The sequence below is a fragment of the Streptomyces sp. NPDC052721 genome (assembly GCF_040678315.1).
In the GTDB taxonomy this organism is placed as follows: domain Bacteria; phylum Actinomycetota; class Actinomycetes; order Streptomycetales; family Streptomycetaceae; genus Streptomyces.
On record NZ_JBFATL010000005.1, the window covers coordinates 85,127 to 100,522 of the forward strand.

Annotated in this window: 15 protein-coding genes; 11 read left to right on the forward strand and 4 right to left on the reverse strand. The window is 71.0% G+C overall.

Annotated features, from left to right (window positions below):
* Positions 1-138: 138 nt before the first annotated feature.
* Together aceE and AB0L21_RS07190 are read left to right on the forward strand one after the other, a co-directional pair.
* Entirely contained in the window at positions 139-2,886 is a 2,748-nt protein-coding gene (gene aceE / locus AB0L21_RS07185) for a pyruvate dehydrogenase (acetyl-transferring), homodimeric type (RefSeq protein ID WP_365699358.1), read from the forward strand.
* A 125-nt stretch (positions 2,887-3,011) separates the two neighbouring features.
* Positions 3,012-3,833 carry a potassium channel family protein gene (locus tag AB0L21_RS07190; RefSeq protein ID WP_365699359.1) on the forward strand — a complete coding sequence of 274 codons (822 nt, stop codon included), beginning with the start codon at positions 3,012-3,014 and terminating at the stop codon, positions 3,831-3,833.
* On the opposite strand, the gene AB0L21_RS07195 is transcribed toward AB0L21_RS07190, so the two are convergent.
* Both AB0L21_RS07195 and AB0L21_RS07200 read right to left on the reverse strand, forming a co-directional pair.
* Entirely contained in the window at positions 3,830-4,135 is a 306-nt protein-coding gene (locus tag AB0L21_RS07195) for a small hydrophobic protein (RefSeq protein ID WP_365699360.1), read from the reverse strand. The two genes, AB0L21_RS07190 and AB0L21_RS07195, sit on opposite strands and share 4 nt — an antisense overlap.
* Positions 4,136-4,374: 239 nt before the next feature.
* The gene (locus AB0L21_RS07200; protein ID WP_365782680.1) at positions 4,375-5,994 is read right to left on the reverse strand and encodes an MFS transporter; all 1,620 of its coding nucleotides are present in this window, start codon (positions 5,992-5,994) and stop codon (positions 4,375-4,377) included.
* A 113-nt stretch (positions 5,995-6,107) separates the two neighbouring features.
* Here AB0L21_RS07200 and AB0L21_RS07205 point away from each other — a divergent pair, with 113 nt between their 5' ends.
* The 3 genes from AB0L21_RS07205 to AB0L21_RS07215 all read left to right on the forward strand — a co-directional run bounded on the left by AB0L21_RS07205 (position 6,108) and on the right by AB0L21_RS07215 (position 8,993).
* Positions 6,108-6,734: a TetR family transcriptional regulator gene (locus AB0L21_RS07205; protein ID WP_365699362.1), complete on the forward strand. Its 627-nt coding sequence runs from the start codon at positions 6,108-6,110 to the stop codon at positions 6,732-6,734.
* A gap of 126 nt (positions 6,735-6,860) precedes the next feature.
* Positions 6,861-8,078, forward strand: coding sequence for an alpha/beta hydrolase (locus AB0L21_RS07210; protein WP_365699363.1), 1,218 nt, complete (start codon positions 6,861-6,863; stop codon positions 8,076-8,078).
* A 66-nt stretch (positions 8,079-8,144) separates the two neighbouring features.
* Complete coding sequence (locus tag AB0L21_RS07215) at positions 8,145-8,993, forward strand: DUF4429 domain-containing protein (protein ID WP_365699364.1); 849 nt, start codon at positions 8,145-8,147, stop codon at positions 8,991-8,993.
* Here AB0L21_RS07215 and AB0L21_RS07220 read toward each other — a convergent pair whose 3' ends face one another.
* The gene (locus AB0L21_RS07220) at positions 8,994-9,449 is read right to left on the reverse strand and encodes a MerR family transcriptional regulator (RefSeq protein ID WP_365699365.1); all 456 of its coding nucleotides are present in this window, start codon (positions 9,447-9,449) and stop codon (positions 8,994-8,996) included.
* A 96-nt stretch (positions 9,450-9,545) separates the two neighbouring features.
* Between AB0L21_RS07220 and AB0L21_RS07225 the strand changes: the two genes are divergently transcribed.
* Together AB0L21_RS07225 and AB0L21_RS07230 are read left to right on the forward strand one after the other, a co-directional pair.
* Positions 9,546-10,022 carry an N-acetyltransferase gene (locus AB0L21_RS07225; protein WP_365782682.1) on the forward strand — a complete coding sequence of 159 codons (477 nt, stop codon included), beginning with the start codon at positions 9,546-9,548 and terminating at the stop codon, positions 10,020-10,022.
* Between the two features lie 19 nt (positions 10,023-10,041).
* The gene (locus AB0L21_RS07230; protein WP_365782684.1) at positions 10,042-10,863 is read left to right on the forward strand and encodes a serine hydrolase domain-containing protein; all 822 of its coding nucleotides are present in this window, start codon (positions 10,042-10,044) and stop codon (positions 10,861-10,863) included.
* Here the strand turns inward: AB0L21_RS07230 and AB0L21_RS07235 are convergent.
* Positions 10,860-11,519, reverse strand: coding sequence for a pirin family protein (locus tag AB0L21_RS07235; protein ID WP_365782837.1), 660 nt, complete (start codon positions 11,517-11,519; stop codon positions 10,860-10,862). The two genes, AB0L21_RS07230 and AB0L21_RS07235, sit on opposite strands and share 4 nt — an antisense overlap.
* A gap of 187 nt (positions 11,520-11,706) precedes the next feature.
* On the opposite strand from AB0L21_RS07235, the gene fasR reads away from it, so the two are divergent.
* From fasR to AB0L21_RS07255, 4 genes are all read left to right on the forward strand, one after another.
* Entirely contained in the window at positions 11,707-12,912 is a 1,206-nt protein-coding gene (gene fasR, locus AB0L21_RS07240; protein ID WP_365699368.1) for a fatty acid biosynthesis transcriptional regulator FasR, read from the forward strand.
* Positions 12,913-13,001: 89 nt separating this feature from the next.
* The gene (locus AB0L21_RS07245; RefSeq protein WP_365782686.1) at positions 13,002-13,919 is read left to right on the forward strand and encodes an ACP S-malonyltransferase; all 918 of its coding nucleotides are present in this window, start codon (positions 13,002-13,004) and stop codon (positions 13,917-13,919) included.
* Positions 13,920-13,929: 10 nt separating this feature from the next.
* A complete protein-coding gene (locus AB0L21_RS07250) occupies positions 13,930-14,961 on the forward strand; it encodes a ketoacyl-ACP synthase III (RefSeq protein ID WP_365699372.1) in 1,032 nt (343 codons plus the stop codon).
* Positions 14,962-15,042: 81 nt separating this feature from the next.
* Positions 15,043-15,291, forward strand: a complete 249-nt coding sequence (locus AB0L21_RS07255) for an acyl carrier protein (protein ID WP_018545314.1) — start codon at positions 15,043-15,045, stop codon at positions 15,289-15,291.
* Positions 15,292-15,396: the final 105 nt, after the last annotated feature.

Genomic DNA, 15,396 nt, shown 5'->3' on the forward strand with positions numbered 1-15,396 from the left:
CACGTCACACCCCGGGCGTATCGTTGCGTTTTGACCGGTGCAGATGACGGTGCGGGTGACGTACGCCTTCCCGAGGTACACGATGGGGAACGGTGTAGGCAGGTGCAGAAACTGGCCCTCTGACAGGTAAGGAACAGCGTGGCTTCCGGACCCGATCGCAATCCGATCATCATTGGCGGCCTTCCGAGTCAGGTTCCTGACTTCGATCCCGAAGAAACCCAGGAGTGGCTCGACTCCCTGGACGCCGCCGTCGACGAGCGCGGCCGGGAGCGGGCCCGCTACCTCATGCTGCGTCTGATCGAGCGCGCCCGCGAGAGGCGCGTGGCCGTGCCCGAGATGCGCAGCACGGACTACGTCAACACGATCCCCACCAAGAGCGAGCCGTTCTTCCCGGGCAACGAGGAGATCGAGCGCAAGATCCTGAACGCGACCCGCTGGAACGCGGCCGTCATGGTCTCGCGCGCCCAGCGCCCGGGCATCGGCGTCGGCGGCCACATCGCCACCTTCGCCTCCTCCGCGTCGCTGTACGACGTCGGCTTCAACCACTTCTTCCGCGGCAAGGACGAGGGCGACGGCGGCGACCAGGTCTTCTTCCAGGGCCACGCCTCCCCCGGCATCTACGCGCGCGCGTACCTGCTCGACCGGCTCACCGCGGAGCAGCTGGACGGCTTCCGGCAGGAGAAGTCGAAGTACCCCGACGGCCTGTCCAGCTACCCGCACCCACGCTCGATGCCGGACTTCTGGGAGTTCCCGACGGTCTCCATGGGCCTCGGCCCGCTCGGCGCGATCTACCAGGCGCGGATGAACCGCTACATGCAGGCGCGCGGCATCGCCGACACCTCCCGGTCGCACGTGTGGGCGTTCCTCGGCGACGGCGAGATGGACGAGCCGGAGTCGCTCGGCCAGCTCACCCTGGCCGCCCGCGAGGGCCTGGACAACCTGACCTTCGTGGTCAACTGCAACCTCCAGCGGCTGGACGGCCCGGTACGCGGCAACGGCAAGATCATCCAGGAGCTGGAGTCGGTCTTCCGGGGCGCCGGCTGGAACGTGATCAAGCTGATCTGGGACCGCACCTGGGACCCGCTGCTCGCCCAGGACCGGGACGGCGTGCTGGTCAACAAGATGAACATCACGCCGGACGGCCAGTTCCAGACGTACGCCACCGAGTCCGGCGCGTACATCCGCGAGCACTTCTTCGGTGACGACCTGCGCCTGCGCGCGATGGTCGAGAACATGACCGACGAGCAGATCCTGCACCTCGGCCGCGGCGGCCACGACCACCGCAAGATCTACGCGGCGTTCAAGGCGGCCAAGGAGCACAAGGGGCAGCCGACGGTCATCCTGGCCAAGACGATCAAGGGCTGGACGCTGGGCCCGAACTTCGAGGGCCGCAACGCCACGCACCAGATGAAGAAGCTGACGGTCGACGACCTCAAGCGCTTCCGGGACCGTCTGCACCTGCCGATCTCCGACAAGGAGCTGGAGTCCGGCCCGCCGCCGTACTACCACCCGGGCCGGAACTCGGAGGAGATCCAGTACATGCACGACCGCCGCAGGAGCCTCGGCGGTTACGTCCCGACCCGCGTCGTCCGCTCCGAGCCGCTCGCCCTGCCGGACGACAAGGCGTACGCGACCGTGAAGAAGGGCACGGGCCAGCAGTCCATCGCGACGACCATGGCCTTTGTGCGCCTCCTCAAGGACCTCATGCGGGACAAGGAGATCGGCAAGCGGTTCGTACTGATCGCGCCGGACGAGTACCGCACGTTCGGCATGGACTCCTTCTTCCCGAGCGCGAAGATCTACAACCCGCTGGGCCAGCAGTACGAGTCGGTCGACCGTGAGCTGCTCCTGGCCTACAAGGAGTCGCCGACCGGCCAGATGCTGCACGACGGCATCTCCGAGGCGGGCTGTACGGCGTCACTGATCGCGGCGGGCTCGGCGTACGCCACGCACGGCGAGCCGCTGATCCCGGTGTACGTCTTCTACTCGATGTTCGGTTTCCAGCGCACGGGTGACCAGTTCTGGCAGATGGCCGACCAGCTGGCGCGTGGATTCGTGCTGGGTGCCACCGCCGGTCGTACGACCCTGACCGGTGAGGGCCTCCAGCACGCGGACGGCCACTCCCAGCTGCTGGCCTCCACCAACCCGGCGTGCGTGGCGTACGACCCGGCGTACGCGTACGAGATCGCGCACATCGTGCAGGACGGCCTGCGCCGGATGTACGGCAGCTCGGCCGAGCACCCGCACGGCGAGGACGTCTTCTACTACCTCACCGTCTACAACGAGCCCATCCAGCATCCGGCCGAGCCGGCGGGCGTGGACGTCGAGGGCATCGTCAAGGGCGTCCACAAGCTCAGGCCGGGCACGGGCGGTTCCGTCCCCGCGCAGATCATGGCGTCCGGCGTGGCGGTCCCCTGGGCCCTGGAGGCACAGCGGCTCCTCGGCGAGGAGTGGAACGTCAGGGCGGACGTGTGGTCCGCGACCTCCTGGAACGAGCTGCGCCGCGAGGCCGTGGCGTGCGAGGAGCACAACCTGCTGCATCCGGAGGAGGAGCAGCGTGTGCCGTACGTGACGCGGAAGCTCAGTGGCGCCGAGGGTCCGTTCGTGGCCGTGTCCGACTGGATGCGATCGGTCCCGGACCAGATCGCGCGCTGGGTGCCCGGCACGTACCAGTCCCTCGGCGCCGACGGCTTCGGCTTCGCCGACACCCGGGGCGCGGCGCGCCGCTTCTTCCACATCGACGCCCAGTCGATCGTAGTGGCGGTGCTGACCGAGCTGGCCCGCGAGGGCAAGGTCGACCGCTCCGTGCTGAAGCAGGCCATCGACCGCTACCAGTTGCTGGACGTCTCGGCGGCGGATCCGGGGGCGGCGGGCGGCGACGCGTAGCCGCCGCGCTCGGCCTCAGCCGAAGAGAAGGATCGTGGGGATCTGCGGGTCCGTGGGGGCTTGTCGCGCAGTTCCCCGCGCCCCTTCGGGCGCGATGCGCTTACCGTTTCTTTACGATTGCTGGCATGGATCAACTGTCGGCGCAGGCGCGGTGGGAGCGGCGTACCCAGCGGCCGCTGTTGGCGCTCGCGGTGGCGTTCGCCGTGGCGTACGCGGTGCCGATCGTGGACGCCTCCGCCGGTCACTCCCTGACCACCGTGTGCACGGGTGTCGAGTGGGTGGTGTGGGCGGCGTTCGCCCTCGACTATCTGGTCCGGCTGGCCCTCGCCCCGCACCGGCGGGACTTCGTACGACAGCACTGGCTCGACCTGTGCGCGGTGGTCCTGCCGGTCCTGCAACCGCTACGGCTGCTGCGGCTGGTGTCCACGCTGCTGCTGGTCGGCCGGCGGGCGCGGATGGCTCCGCAGATCCGGCTGACCACCTATGTCGTCGGGGCCGTGGTCGGCCTGCTGATGTTCGGGTCGCTGGCGGTGCTGTCCGTGGAGCGGGAGGCGCCGGACGGGAACATCCGGACACTGGGTGACGCGGTGTGGTGGTCGTTCACGACGATGACGACCGTGGGGTACGGGGATCACGCGCCGACGACCGGGCTGGGGCGGATGATCGCCGTCGGGCTGATGCTGTCGGGGATCGCGCTGCTCGGTGTCGTCACCGCGAACATCGCCGCCTGGTTCATCTCGCGGTTCGAGAAGGACGACGTGGAGGAGCGGCGGCAGACCGAGGCCATCGCCGCGCTCACCGAGGAGGTACGGCTGCTGCGGGCGGAGGTGGTCCGGCTGGCCGAACGCGAGCGCCCCGAAGGGGGCGCGAAGAGCCGCGCCGGCGGCCACGACGTGCCCGCGACCGCCAACGCGCCCACGTCCCTGCGGCGGGACGCTGTCGGCTAGAGAAGCCCGTGGCCCCATGCCGCCGCGCCCGCCAGGGCGATGATGGCGAGCAGCGTGTCGATCGCGCCCAGGATCAGGGCGACCAGTGCGGGGACGTTGCCGTCGTTGGACCATTTGCGGCCCATCGACTGCCAACCGCAGAACATCGCCACCGGGCCCAGGATGATGCCCAGTGCGAAGAATCCGGCCACGGCACAGATCGTGCCGACGATCCCGAGCGTCGCACGGTCCGGCCCGGTCCGCTGCCACGTGCGGCCGCGTGACCGGGGGTACCCGTGCGTTCCTCGCCCGAAGCCCGCCATCATCAACTCCTTGAGGTGTGTGGACAGTTCGGCTTCGGTGTGCGGGTACCCCGGTTCCGCGTCGGCAGACGTGCGCGCGCTGCCCCCCTCCAGCAGCGCGCGCCACGGCCCGGCCGTCCTCCCATGTCCTGCGGAGGACTTGACCCACTGTGACCTGCGGCGCGTGCCGGGGGCGAGCGATCTTTAGCGGAGTCACCCTGATAGGGGAACTCCGCCGGAACGAGGCGGCGAACCCGGGCTCAGATGTGGCCCACGCCCGCGCCCGCCTCCGCGTTGGCGCCCCGCTTGGTGAACAGCGCGACGAGGACGGCGACCAGCGCCACCCCGGCCGCGACCAGGGAGGCGAGGCTCATGCCGGAGATGAAGGTGTCGTGGGCGACGGCGGTGATCTTCGCGGCGACCGGTTCCGGCATGCCCTTCGTCACCGGGGCCACCCCGACCTGGACGGCCTCGGAGGCCTTGTCCAGCTGATCCGGGGTCAGCTTCGGCAGCCCCGCGTCCGCCCAGTTGCCCGGCAGGTCGCGGTCGACCTTGGAGGCCATCACCGCGCCCAGCACCGCCGTACCGAGGCTGCTGCCGATCTGCATGGCCGCCTGCTGGAGGCCGCCGGCCACGCCGGACAGCTCCAGGGGGGCGTTGCCGACGATGACCTCGGTGGCGCCGACCATGACGGGCGCGAGGCCCAGGCCCAGCAGCGCGAACCAGAGGGACATCAGACCGCTGCCGGTGTCGGGCTCCAGCGTCGACATCCCGTACAGCGCGACCGCGGTCACGGCCATGCCGAAGGCCAGCGGGACGCGCGGGCCGAGCTTGGTGATCGCGGTGCCGGCGAGCGGCGAGCCGACGATCATCATGCCGGTGAGCGGCAGCAGGTGCAGGCCGGCCTTGACGGGGCTCAGCCCATGGACGTTCTGCAGATAGAACGTCACGAAGAACAGGCCGCCCAGGAAGGCGATGGCCATCAGGACCATCAGGACGACACCCGCCGACAGGGCAACCGAGCGGAACAGGCCCAGCGGGATCAGCGGTTCGGCGACCTTCGTCTCCCAGAAGGAGAAGAGGGCGAAGAGCGCCACGGACACGGCCATGAACGCCCACGTCCTGCCGTCGCCCCAGCCCCAGGTCGGAGCCTTGATGAGCGCCCAGACCAGGCAGAACATCGCGCCGGACAGCAGGGCGATGCCGAGCAGGTCGAAGGAGCGCGGGGCGTTCTCGGCCCGGTGGTCGAGCAGGATCATGGTGCCGAGGAGCAGCGCGAGGGCACCGACCGGCACGTTGATGAAGAACACGGACTGCCAGTTGACGTGCTCGACGAGGACACCGCCGAGGATCGGGCCGCCCGCCGTGGACGCGCCGATCACCATGCCCCACACGCCGATGGCCATGTTCAGCTTCTCGGCCGGGAAGGTGGCCCGCAGCACGCCGAGCGCGGCCGGCATCAGCAGTGCGCCGAACAGGCCCTGGAACACGCGGAAGGTGACGACGGCGGCGATGCTGCCGGACAGCCCGATGGCACCGGACGCGGCGGCGAAGCCGGTCACACCGATGAGGAAGGTCTGCCGGTGGCCGAAGCGGTCACCGAGCTTGCCCGCGGTGATCAGCGTGACCGCGAGGGCGAGGAAGTAGGCGTTGGACACCCATTGCACGTCGGCGAAGGACGCGTCGAGGTCGTCGCGGATGGCCGGATTGGCGATGGCCACGATGGTGCCGTCGAGGGCCACCATCATGACCCCTACGGCGACGGTGATGAGGGTGAGCCACGGGTGGCCGCGCAGGCCCGGGGCCGACGGAGGCCCCGACGGGGCTACCGGCGCCTTGTCCCCCGGCCCCGGCGCGTCGACGGTGGTCTGACTAGTCATACTTCCCAGGCTAGTGACAGTCGCTGACAGTTGACAAACCAATTCACTCGTCGGTTACTGACACGACATCGGCGCATAGGCTGGGCCGGCCGGACACGCACAGGAGAGAGGCCATGGAGACGCTGCGCGAGCGCAAGAAGCGGCGTACACGGGAATCGCTGCTGCGGGCCGCTCTCGAACTGTTCACCACCCAGGGGTACGAACACACGACCGTCGACGAGATCGCCGAGGCGGTGGACGTCTCGCAGCGCACCTTCTTCCGTTACTTCGCGGGCAAGGAGGACGTGGCCTTCGCGGTGCAGAACATCACGGAGGCGGCCTTCGTGGCGGCCGTCCGCGCGCGTCCGCCGCACGAGGCGCCGATGAAGGCCCTGCGGCAGGCGTTCCTGGAGGGCTGGGACGCGATCCGTGAGACCGTCGAGTCGATCGTCCCGGTCGAGCTGTACCTGCGCATGTACCGGACGATCGAGTCCACGCCGGCGCTGCTCGCCGCCCATCTGCGCCGGTCGGCGGCGACCGAGGAGACCATCGCGCGCGTACTGGCCGAGCGGGAGGGCGTCGACGTGGACACCGATCCGCGCCCCCGGCTGGCGGTGGCCGTCTTCGCCGGGGTGATCCGGGTCACCGAACGGCAGTGCTGCGCGCGCGAGGACTTCGGCCCGGAAGCCCTCCGAACGCTCAGCGCGGCGTACCTCGATCAGGTGGGTTCGGCGCTCACGGGTAACTGGCGCGGCGCCTGAGACCGTTGGCAGAGCGCCGAGACCGGGTCCGGCGGATCGCCGGCGCGGCGCTCGGTTACTGCCGAAACGTGATCCCTGTCACTCAGTTACCCCGAGACCCTCCCGTTCTCCTAGTGTGTCCTCCCAGTGACTTCCTTCGACACCTCCCCCCAATGGAACGTCTGGCGCGCACTGCTGGCGCTGGCCGTCGTGTTCGTGATGCTCGCGACCACCGGCTGGACCGCCCTGCGCAGTCACCGGGAGTCGACAGCCCTGCAGGCCTCGCTGACCAAGTGGGAGCACGGCCACCTCCACGGCCTCCGCCTGCCGGACCCCGAAGCCGCGCCGGCCCGGCTGGCCCGCTTCTTCGCCTCGCTCACCCCGCACGACCGCGACCGCCTCGCCCACCGCTATCCGCTGGCGGTCGGCAACATGAACGGCGCGCCCGTCTCCCTGCGCTACCGGGCCAACCGCATCGCCCTGGAGCAGGCGCGCGAGGTCGAGCACAAACGCGTGCACGACAGCCGGCTCAGCACGGCGGGCCAGCAGGACGCGGCCCGCCGGATGGACCGCTACGCGTCCCTGCTGAGCCCCGGCCGGCACATCCTGGCCTTCGATCCCGAGGGCTCGGGCCGGGTCGCCGAGGTCTTCGGCAACCTCACCCGGGCGCAGCGGATCTCGGTCGTCGTTCCCGGCGTCGACACCGACCTGCTCACCTTCCAGCGGACGAACCGCAAGTACAGCGCCCCGGTCGGCATGGCCAAGGCCCTGTACGCGGCCGAGCGCGCGGCGAGCCCCCGGACCCGTACGGCCGTGATCGCCTGGGCCGACTACACCTCCCCCGACGGGCTCGGGGTGGACGCGGCCACCGGACTGCGCGCCGAGGAGGGGGCCGTACGGCTCAACGCGCTGCTGCGGGCGCTGCCCGGCCGGGCCCCGGTGTCGATGTTCTGTCACAGCTACGGCTCGGTGGTCTGCGGGGTCGCCGCACACGGCATGCCCCGCCGGGTCGCCGACATAGCCGTGGCCGCGAGCCCCGGCATGCGCGTCGCCAAGGCCTCCCACCTGGGCACGACGGCCCGGGTGTGGGCCATGCGGGACGCCAGTGACTGGGTGCAGGATGTTCCGTACCTGGAGCTGGGCGGCCTCGGCCACGGCGCCGACCCGGTCTCCTCGGCGTTCGGGGCGCGGGTACTGTCGGCCCGGGACGCCCAGGGCCACAGCGGTTACTTCCAGCCCGGCACGGACAGCCTGCGCAACCTCGCGAACATCGGCGTGGGCGCGTACGACGCGGTGACGTGCGCACGGGAGAACGATGCGTGCCGGTCCGGTCTGTCCGGCACGGTGACGACCGGACGCGCGTAGAAACAGCAGGAAGTGCGGTCTGCGCGGGTGGCGACGGAGGAGCACGTGCCGCATACGATGAGCCGCATGGGTGACGTACTGGCGGGTTTTCATGCCGTCTGGGAGTTCGAGTCCGACTCCGTGCTCATCCGTTACGAACGGGGGATTCGAACACCGAAGCTGTTCCAGGCGCTCGGCGAGCGCCGGATCCCGCTGTCCGCGGTCGAGGGCGTGACCCTCTCCCCGGGCAAGCGCGGCACGGTCGTCCTGCGCCTGCAGCCGCGCCCCGGCGCCGATCCGTTGATGGAGGCGGCCGACGGCCAGTTGAAGGAGGGCTCCGACCCGTACCGGCTGGTGCTGCCGGCCGAGCGGGAAACGCTCGCCGAGTACTACGCCGACGAGCTGAAGGGCCTGCTGACCGAGTCGGGGCCCGCCGAGCGGCATCTGGTGGCGGCGCCCGGGGCGCCGCTGCAGTTCAAGGCGTACGACGGGAAGGCGTCCTTCGACGGGACGTCCGTGCAGTTCCGCTGGTCCTGGACCGGGGCGTCGTCGGCGAAGTGGAAGGCCGGCGACCAGAGCTTTCCGGTGGCCGAGTTGAGCGGGGTGGAGTGGCGGTCGCCGGAGATCTTCGAGGGGCATCTGCGGCTGGTGCCCCGCGATCCGGGCAACGCCCGTTCCACGCAGCCGGACCAGGATCCGGCGTCGGTGGTGTTCGGGCTGGGGTACGGGCCGGTGCACGAGTCGCTGCCGTTCGCCGCGGCTGTGCTGGCGGCGGTGCGGACGCGTGGGCCGGTACCCGCCGTACCGGCCCCGGCACGGCGTGACCCCGCCGACATCGCCGAGCGGATCCGGCATCTCGGGGAACTGCATCAGGCGGGGCTGGTCACCGACGAGGAGTTCTCGTCGAAGAAGGCCGAGCTGCTGGCCGAGCTGTAGCTACTGCTCCCGCCCGTAGAAGCTGATCTTCCTGTCCAGGACGCCCAGGGTGTCGTGGAGTTCGGCGATCCTGGACAGGACGTCCCTGCGGGTCGACTCCAGCAGTTGCCTGCGCTCCGCGAACGTGTGGTCGCCCTCCCTGACGAGTTCCGCGTAGCGCACCATGTCGGCCACCGGCATGCCGGTCAGGCGGAGCTTGGTCACGAAGTCCAGCCAGTCCAGGTCGCGGTTGCTGTAGCGGCGCTGGCCGGTGTGCGAGCGGTCGACGTGCGGCATCAGCCCGATCCGCTCGTACCAGCGCAGTGTGTGCGCGGTGAGGCCGGTGAACGCCACGACCTCGCTGATCGTGTACCGGTCCTGGCCGTCGGGGCGGGGATGGCGCCGGGGCGGGGCGGAGCAGAGGTCGGCGGGGGTGGCGCTCTCGGTGGCCGCTGGCGTGGTCTGCATCACCGTCATGGCTCCACGCTATGGCCTTGGAGTGCACTCGAAGCAAGCGGGTCCGCCGAGAAATCCGCAGGACGGCACCCGGGGCGGCTGATTAGCGTGCGGCCCATGAGTCTTGTACGCCGGGCCCGGCCCGAGGACGCCGCCGAAGTGCTGCGGCTGCGCCAGGTGATGATCGATTCGCTGTGGAGCGCGGGAGGTTCCGGGTCGACCGAGTGGCACGCGCAGTCGCTGCCGGCGCTGCGGGAACGGCTCGCCGAGCAGGACGGGGACTTCGCCGCGTTCGTCGTGGAGCACCCCGGACGGCCCGGGGCGCTGGCCGCGCTGGTGGCGGGGACGGTGGAGTACCGCATCGGCAAGGCCGGGAACCCGCGGGGGCGGGTCGGGCACGTCTTCAGTGTGGCGACCGACCCGGACGCCCGGCGGCGGGGGTACGCGCGCGCGTGCATGGAGGAGCTGCTGGGCTGGTTCCGGGCGCGGGGTGCCGGGCACGTGCTGCTCAACGCCTCGCCGGAGGCCGAGCCGCTGTACACGTCCCTCGGCTTCACACGCGACCCCGACCCGTCGATGCGGCTGCTGCTGTGAGCCGCATAGGCTCGGACGCATGTCGTTGCAGAGCCTGGCGCTGATCGAGAACTGGCCCGTCCCCACCGCCGCGGCGGGTGTCGTACGAGCCGACGGGACCGTCCTCGGGACGCACGGTCCCGTCGGGCACCGCTTCCCGCTGGCCTCCGTCACCAAGCCGCTGGCGGCCTACGCGGCGCTCGTCGCGTACGAGGAGGGGGCGATCGAGCTGGACGAGCCGGCCGGTCCGCCCGGGTCGACGGTCCGTCACCTGCTCGCGCACACCTCCGGCCTCGCCTTCGACGAGCACCGGGTGACGGCCCCGCCCGGGGAGCGGCGGCTGTACTCCAACGCCGGGTTCGAGCAGCTCGGGGACCACATCGCCAAGGCGACGGAGATCCCGTTCGCCGAGTACCTGCGGCAGGCGGTGCTGGAGCCGCTGGGCATGACGTCGACGTCGCTGGAGGGGTCACCGGCGAAGGACGGGGTGTCGACGGCCGGGGATCTGCTGCGGTTCGCGGCGGAGGTGCAGGCGCCGAGGCTGCTGGACGCGCGGACGGTGGCGGCGGCGATGACGGTGCAGTACCCGGGGACGAAGGGGGTGCTGCCGGGGTACGGGCACCAGAACCCGAACGACTGGGGGCTGGGCTTCGAGATCCGCGACGGGAAGTCCCCCCACTGGACGGGGAGTTCCTCCTCACCCCGCACCTTCGGGCATTTCGGGCAGTCCGGTACGTTCCTGTGGGTCGACCCGGATGCCGGGGTCGCCGGGGTCGCCCTGACGGACCGGGCGTTCGGCCCTTGGGCGGTCGAGGCGTGGCCGGGCTTCACGGACGCGGTGCTCGCGGAACTGCGCGGCTAGGCCCTGTCGTCAAACTCCCACAGCAACAGCTCCGCCGGCGTCGCCGCCACCGCCTCCAGGCCCTCCGCCCGTGTGATCCTCGCCGCATCCCCGGGGCCCAGCTCCTCCCCCGCCAGCCGGACCTCGCCCCGCACCACGTGCGCGTAGACGTACGGCGCGTCCGGGACCGCGGTCCGCTCACCGGGGTCCAGGCGGCGCACGTGGAGCGTCGCGCCCGCCGCGGGCACCGCGTACGGCGTGGAGTCGGCGATGCCGGGGACGAGGTCGTAGGAGGGATCGCCGGCGGGCTCGCGTGGCGTCAGCCACATCTGGACGAAGGTCAGGGGGACGTCCCCGTCGTTGCGCTCGACGTGCCGTACGCCCGCCGCCGCGCTGAGGTGCTGGACGTCCCCGGGCCGGACCCGCGTCTCGCGGCCCGTGGAGTCACGGTGGGTCAACTCCCCCTCGACCACCCACGTGACGATCTCGGTGTGGCTGTGCGGGTGTTCGTCGAAGCCGGCGCCGGGCGCGAGCCGCTCCTCGTTGCAGGCGATCACCGCGCCGAAGCGGAGGTTGTCCGGGTCGTAGTGCGGGCCGAAGGAGAAGGCGTGCCAGGTGTCGATCCCGGCCCGGGGGTCCCCTCCGCGGTAGCGCTCACCGGCGCGCCGTACGTCCATCACGGCACCACGGTAGCCCGGCCGGGGACACGACCCGGCCAAGGGCAAGAGCCCACCGACGGCCACCGTTCCCACGCGTCGGCCGCGAGGCAGCCGGAGGGGGCTGAGGCGCCCCCCGGAGGCGACCGAGCCGTCAAGCCAGCCCCGGCGGCACACGGGCCCGGCCCGATAAGGCAGTCTTGTCCCCGTGCCCGAACCCGAATCCCACAACGGCGATCCCGCAGCCCACCACGTCCATCAGCACGCCGCGACCCTGAAGCGCCTGGAGAAGTCCTCCGGGAGCCTGGCCGCGCAGGCCATCGCGCGCATGGACGAGACCCTGCCGTGGTACCGGGCCATGCCCCCGGAGAACCGTTCCTGGATCGGCCTCGTCGCCCAGGCGGGCATCGCGGCGTTCACCGAGTGGTTCCGGCACCCCGACGCGCCCCAGGCGATCTCCACGGACGTCTTCGGTACGGCGCCGCGCGAGCTGACCCGGGCCATCACGCTGCGGCAGACCGTGGAGATGGTGCGGACCACCATCGAGGTCATGGAGTCCGCCATCGACGAGGTGGCGGCACCGGGCGACGAGAGCGTGCTGCGCGAGGCGCTGCTCGTGTACGCCCGGGAGATCGCCTTCGCCACCGCCCAGGTGTACGCCCAGGCCGCCGAGGCACGGGGTGCCTGGGACGCGCGGCTGGAGTCGCTGGTCGTGAACGCGGTGCTGAGCGGGGAGGCGGACGAGGGGGCCGTCAGCCGGGCCGCCGCGCTGGGCTGGAACTCGCCCGAGCACGTCTGCGTCGTCCTCGGGACCGCGCCGGACGGGGACAGCGAGCTGACGGTGGAGGCCATCCGGCGGGCCGCCCGGCACGCCAAGCTCCAGGTGCTCACCGGGGTGCTCGGCGACCGGCTGGTCGTCGTCGCCGGCGGCAGCGCCAATCCGCTCGCCGTGGCCAAGTCGCTGATCGGGCCGTTCGCCGCCGGGCCGGTCGTCGCGGGTCCCGTCGTACCCGATCTGCTGGCCGCCACCCGGTCCGCGCAGGCCGCCGCCGCCGGGCTGAAGGCCTGTTCCGCCTGGCAGGACGCGCCGCGCCCGGTGCTGGCGGACGATCTGCTGCCGGAGCGGGCCATCGCGGGTGATCCGAGCGCCCGTGAGCAGCTGGTGGAGGAGATCTACAGACCGCTGGAGGAGGCGGGCTCGGCGCTCCTGGAAACCCTGAGTGTGTACCTGGAGCAGGCGAGCAGTCTGGAAGGCGCGGCGAGGATGCTCTTCGTTCACCCGAACACCGTCCGCTACCGGCTCCGACGTGTGACTGACGTCACCGGATGGTCGCCTTCGGATGTACGATCCGCGTTCACACTACGGATCGCGCTCATCCTGGGGCGTCTGGCCGACGCTGAAACCCAGGCCTAGGGTTTTGTCGGAGGCCCACAAAAGCCCTTCGTGTTCTTCGTCCCTGTCCTCACGGGCGGCCGTGCCCGTCCCCAAGAGAGAGTGTGAGAGTGCTCGTACTCGTCGCTCCCGGCCAGGGCGCTCAGACGCCCGGCTTCCTGACCCCCTGGCTCGAACTGCCCGGTGCCGCTGACCGCGTCGCCGCCTGGTCGGACGCCATCGGACTCGACCTCGTGCACTACGGCACCCAGGCCGACGCCGACGCCATCCGGGACACCGCGGTGGCCCAGCCGCTGCTCGTGGCGGCCGGCATCCTGTCCGCCGCGGCACTCGGTGACATCAACCCCGGCGCGGTCGCCGGGCACAGCGTCGGTGAGATCACCGCCGCCGCCTTCGCCGGTGTCCTGGACGACACGGCCGCCCTCGGTCTCGTGCGCAAGCGGGGTCTGGCCATGGCCGACGCCGCCGCGGTCACCGAGACCGGCATGGCGGCGCTGCTCGGCGGCGACCCGGAGACCTCCGTCGCGCACCTGGAGAAGCTGGGCCTGACCCCGGCGAACATCAACGGCGCGGGCCAGATCGTCGCCGCCGGCACGCTGGAGCAGCTCGCCGCGCTGGCCGACGACAAGCCCGAGGGCGTGCGCAAGGTCATCCCGCTGAAGGTGGCCGGCGCCTTCCACACCCGTCACATGGCGCCCGCGGTCGAGACGCTGGCCGAGGCCGCGGCGGAGCTGTCGCCGGCCGACCCCAAGGTTCCTTACGTCTCCAACAAGGACGGCAAGACCGTCGCGTCCGGCGCCGAGGTGCTGGAGCGGCTGGTCGGCCAGGTCGCCAACCCCGTGCGCTGGGACCTGTGCATGGAGACCTTCCAGGAGCTGGGCGTCACCGCGCTCGTCGAGGTGTGCCCGGGCGGCACCCTGACCGGCCTGGCCAAGCGGGCCCTGCCCGGTGTCGTGACGCTGGCCCTGAAGACCCCCGACGACCTCGACGCGGCCCGCGCTCTGCTCGCAGAGCACGCCGGTGCCTAAGGAGCCGTACATGGCGAAGATCAAGCCCAGCAAGGGCGCCCCGTATGCGCGCATCCTCGGCGTCGGCGGCTACCGGCCGACCCGGGTGGTGCCGAACGAGGTGATCCTGGAGAAGATCGACTCGTCCGACGAGTGGATCCGCTCGCGCTCCGGCATCGAGACCCGGCACTGGGCGGGTCCGGAGGAGTCCGTGGCAGCGATGGCGATCGAGGCCTCCGGGAAGGCCATCGCGGACGCCGGCATCGACGCCGAGCAGATCGGCGCGGTGGTCGTCTCGACCGTCTCGCACTTCAGCCAGACCCCGGCCGTGGCCACCGAGATCGCCGACAAGCTCGGCACGGACAAGGCCGCCGCCTTCGACATCTCGGCCGGCTGCGCGGGCTTCGGCTACGGCCTGACCCTCGCCAAGGGCATGGTGGTGGAAGGTTCCGCCGAGTACGTGCTCGTGATCGGCGTGGAGCGGCTGAGCGACCTGACCGACCTGGAGGACCGGGCGACCGCGTTCCTGTTCGGTGACGGCGCCGGCGCGGTCGTGGTCGGCCCCTCGGACGAGCCGGCGATCGGCCCGACCGTGTGGGGCTCCGAGGGCGACAAGTCCGAGACGATCAAGCAGACCGTCCCCTGGGACCGGTTCGCCGTCGGTGACGTCTCCCAGCTGCCCCTGGACAGCCAGGGCAACATCAAGTTCCCTGCGATCACGCAGGAGGGCCAGGCGGTGTTCCGCTGGGCCGTGTTCGAGATGGCGAAGGTCGCCCAGCAGGCGCTGGACGCGGCCGGAATCACCGCGGACGACCTGGACGTCTTCATCCCGCACCAGGCCAATGTGCGGATCATCGACTCGATGGTGAAGACACTGAAGCTGCCGGAGCATGTCACGGTCGCCCGTGACATCCGCACCACCGGCAACACCTCGGCCGCCTCGATCCCGCTCGCGATGGAGCGGCTCCTGGCGACCGGGGAGGCGAAGAGCGGCGACACCGCGCTCGTCATCGGATTCGGGGCGGGTCTCGTCTACGCCGCCACGGTCGTTACCCTCCCCTAGGCACTCCGTGCCGGATCATGCGATCCGGCAGGGGGACAACTGCCACAAACCGTCTGGATTATCGAAGAAGGAGCGCCTGACATGGCCGCCACTCAGGAAGAGATCGTCGCCGGTCTCGCCGAGATCGTGAACGAGATCGCCGGGATCCCCACCGAGGACGTCCAGCTGGACAAGTCCTTCACCGACGACCTGGACGTCGACTCGCTGTCCATGGTCGAGGTCGTCGTCGCCGCCGAGGAGCGCTTCGACGTGAAGATCCCGGACGAGGACGTCAAGAACCTCAAGACCGTCGGCGACGCGACCGACTACATCCTCAAGCACCAGGCCTGAGCCACCGCGTAGGCCGCAGGCTGCAAGCCCCGCCACCCGGCGGTGGCGCCGTAATCCCCGCAGACGCGGGGGTAGTCCTCCCGTATCCGTTGGAGAAAGAATTCC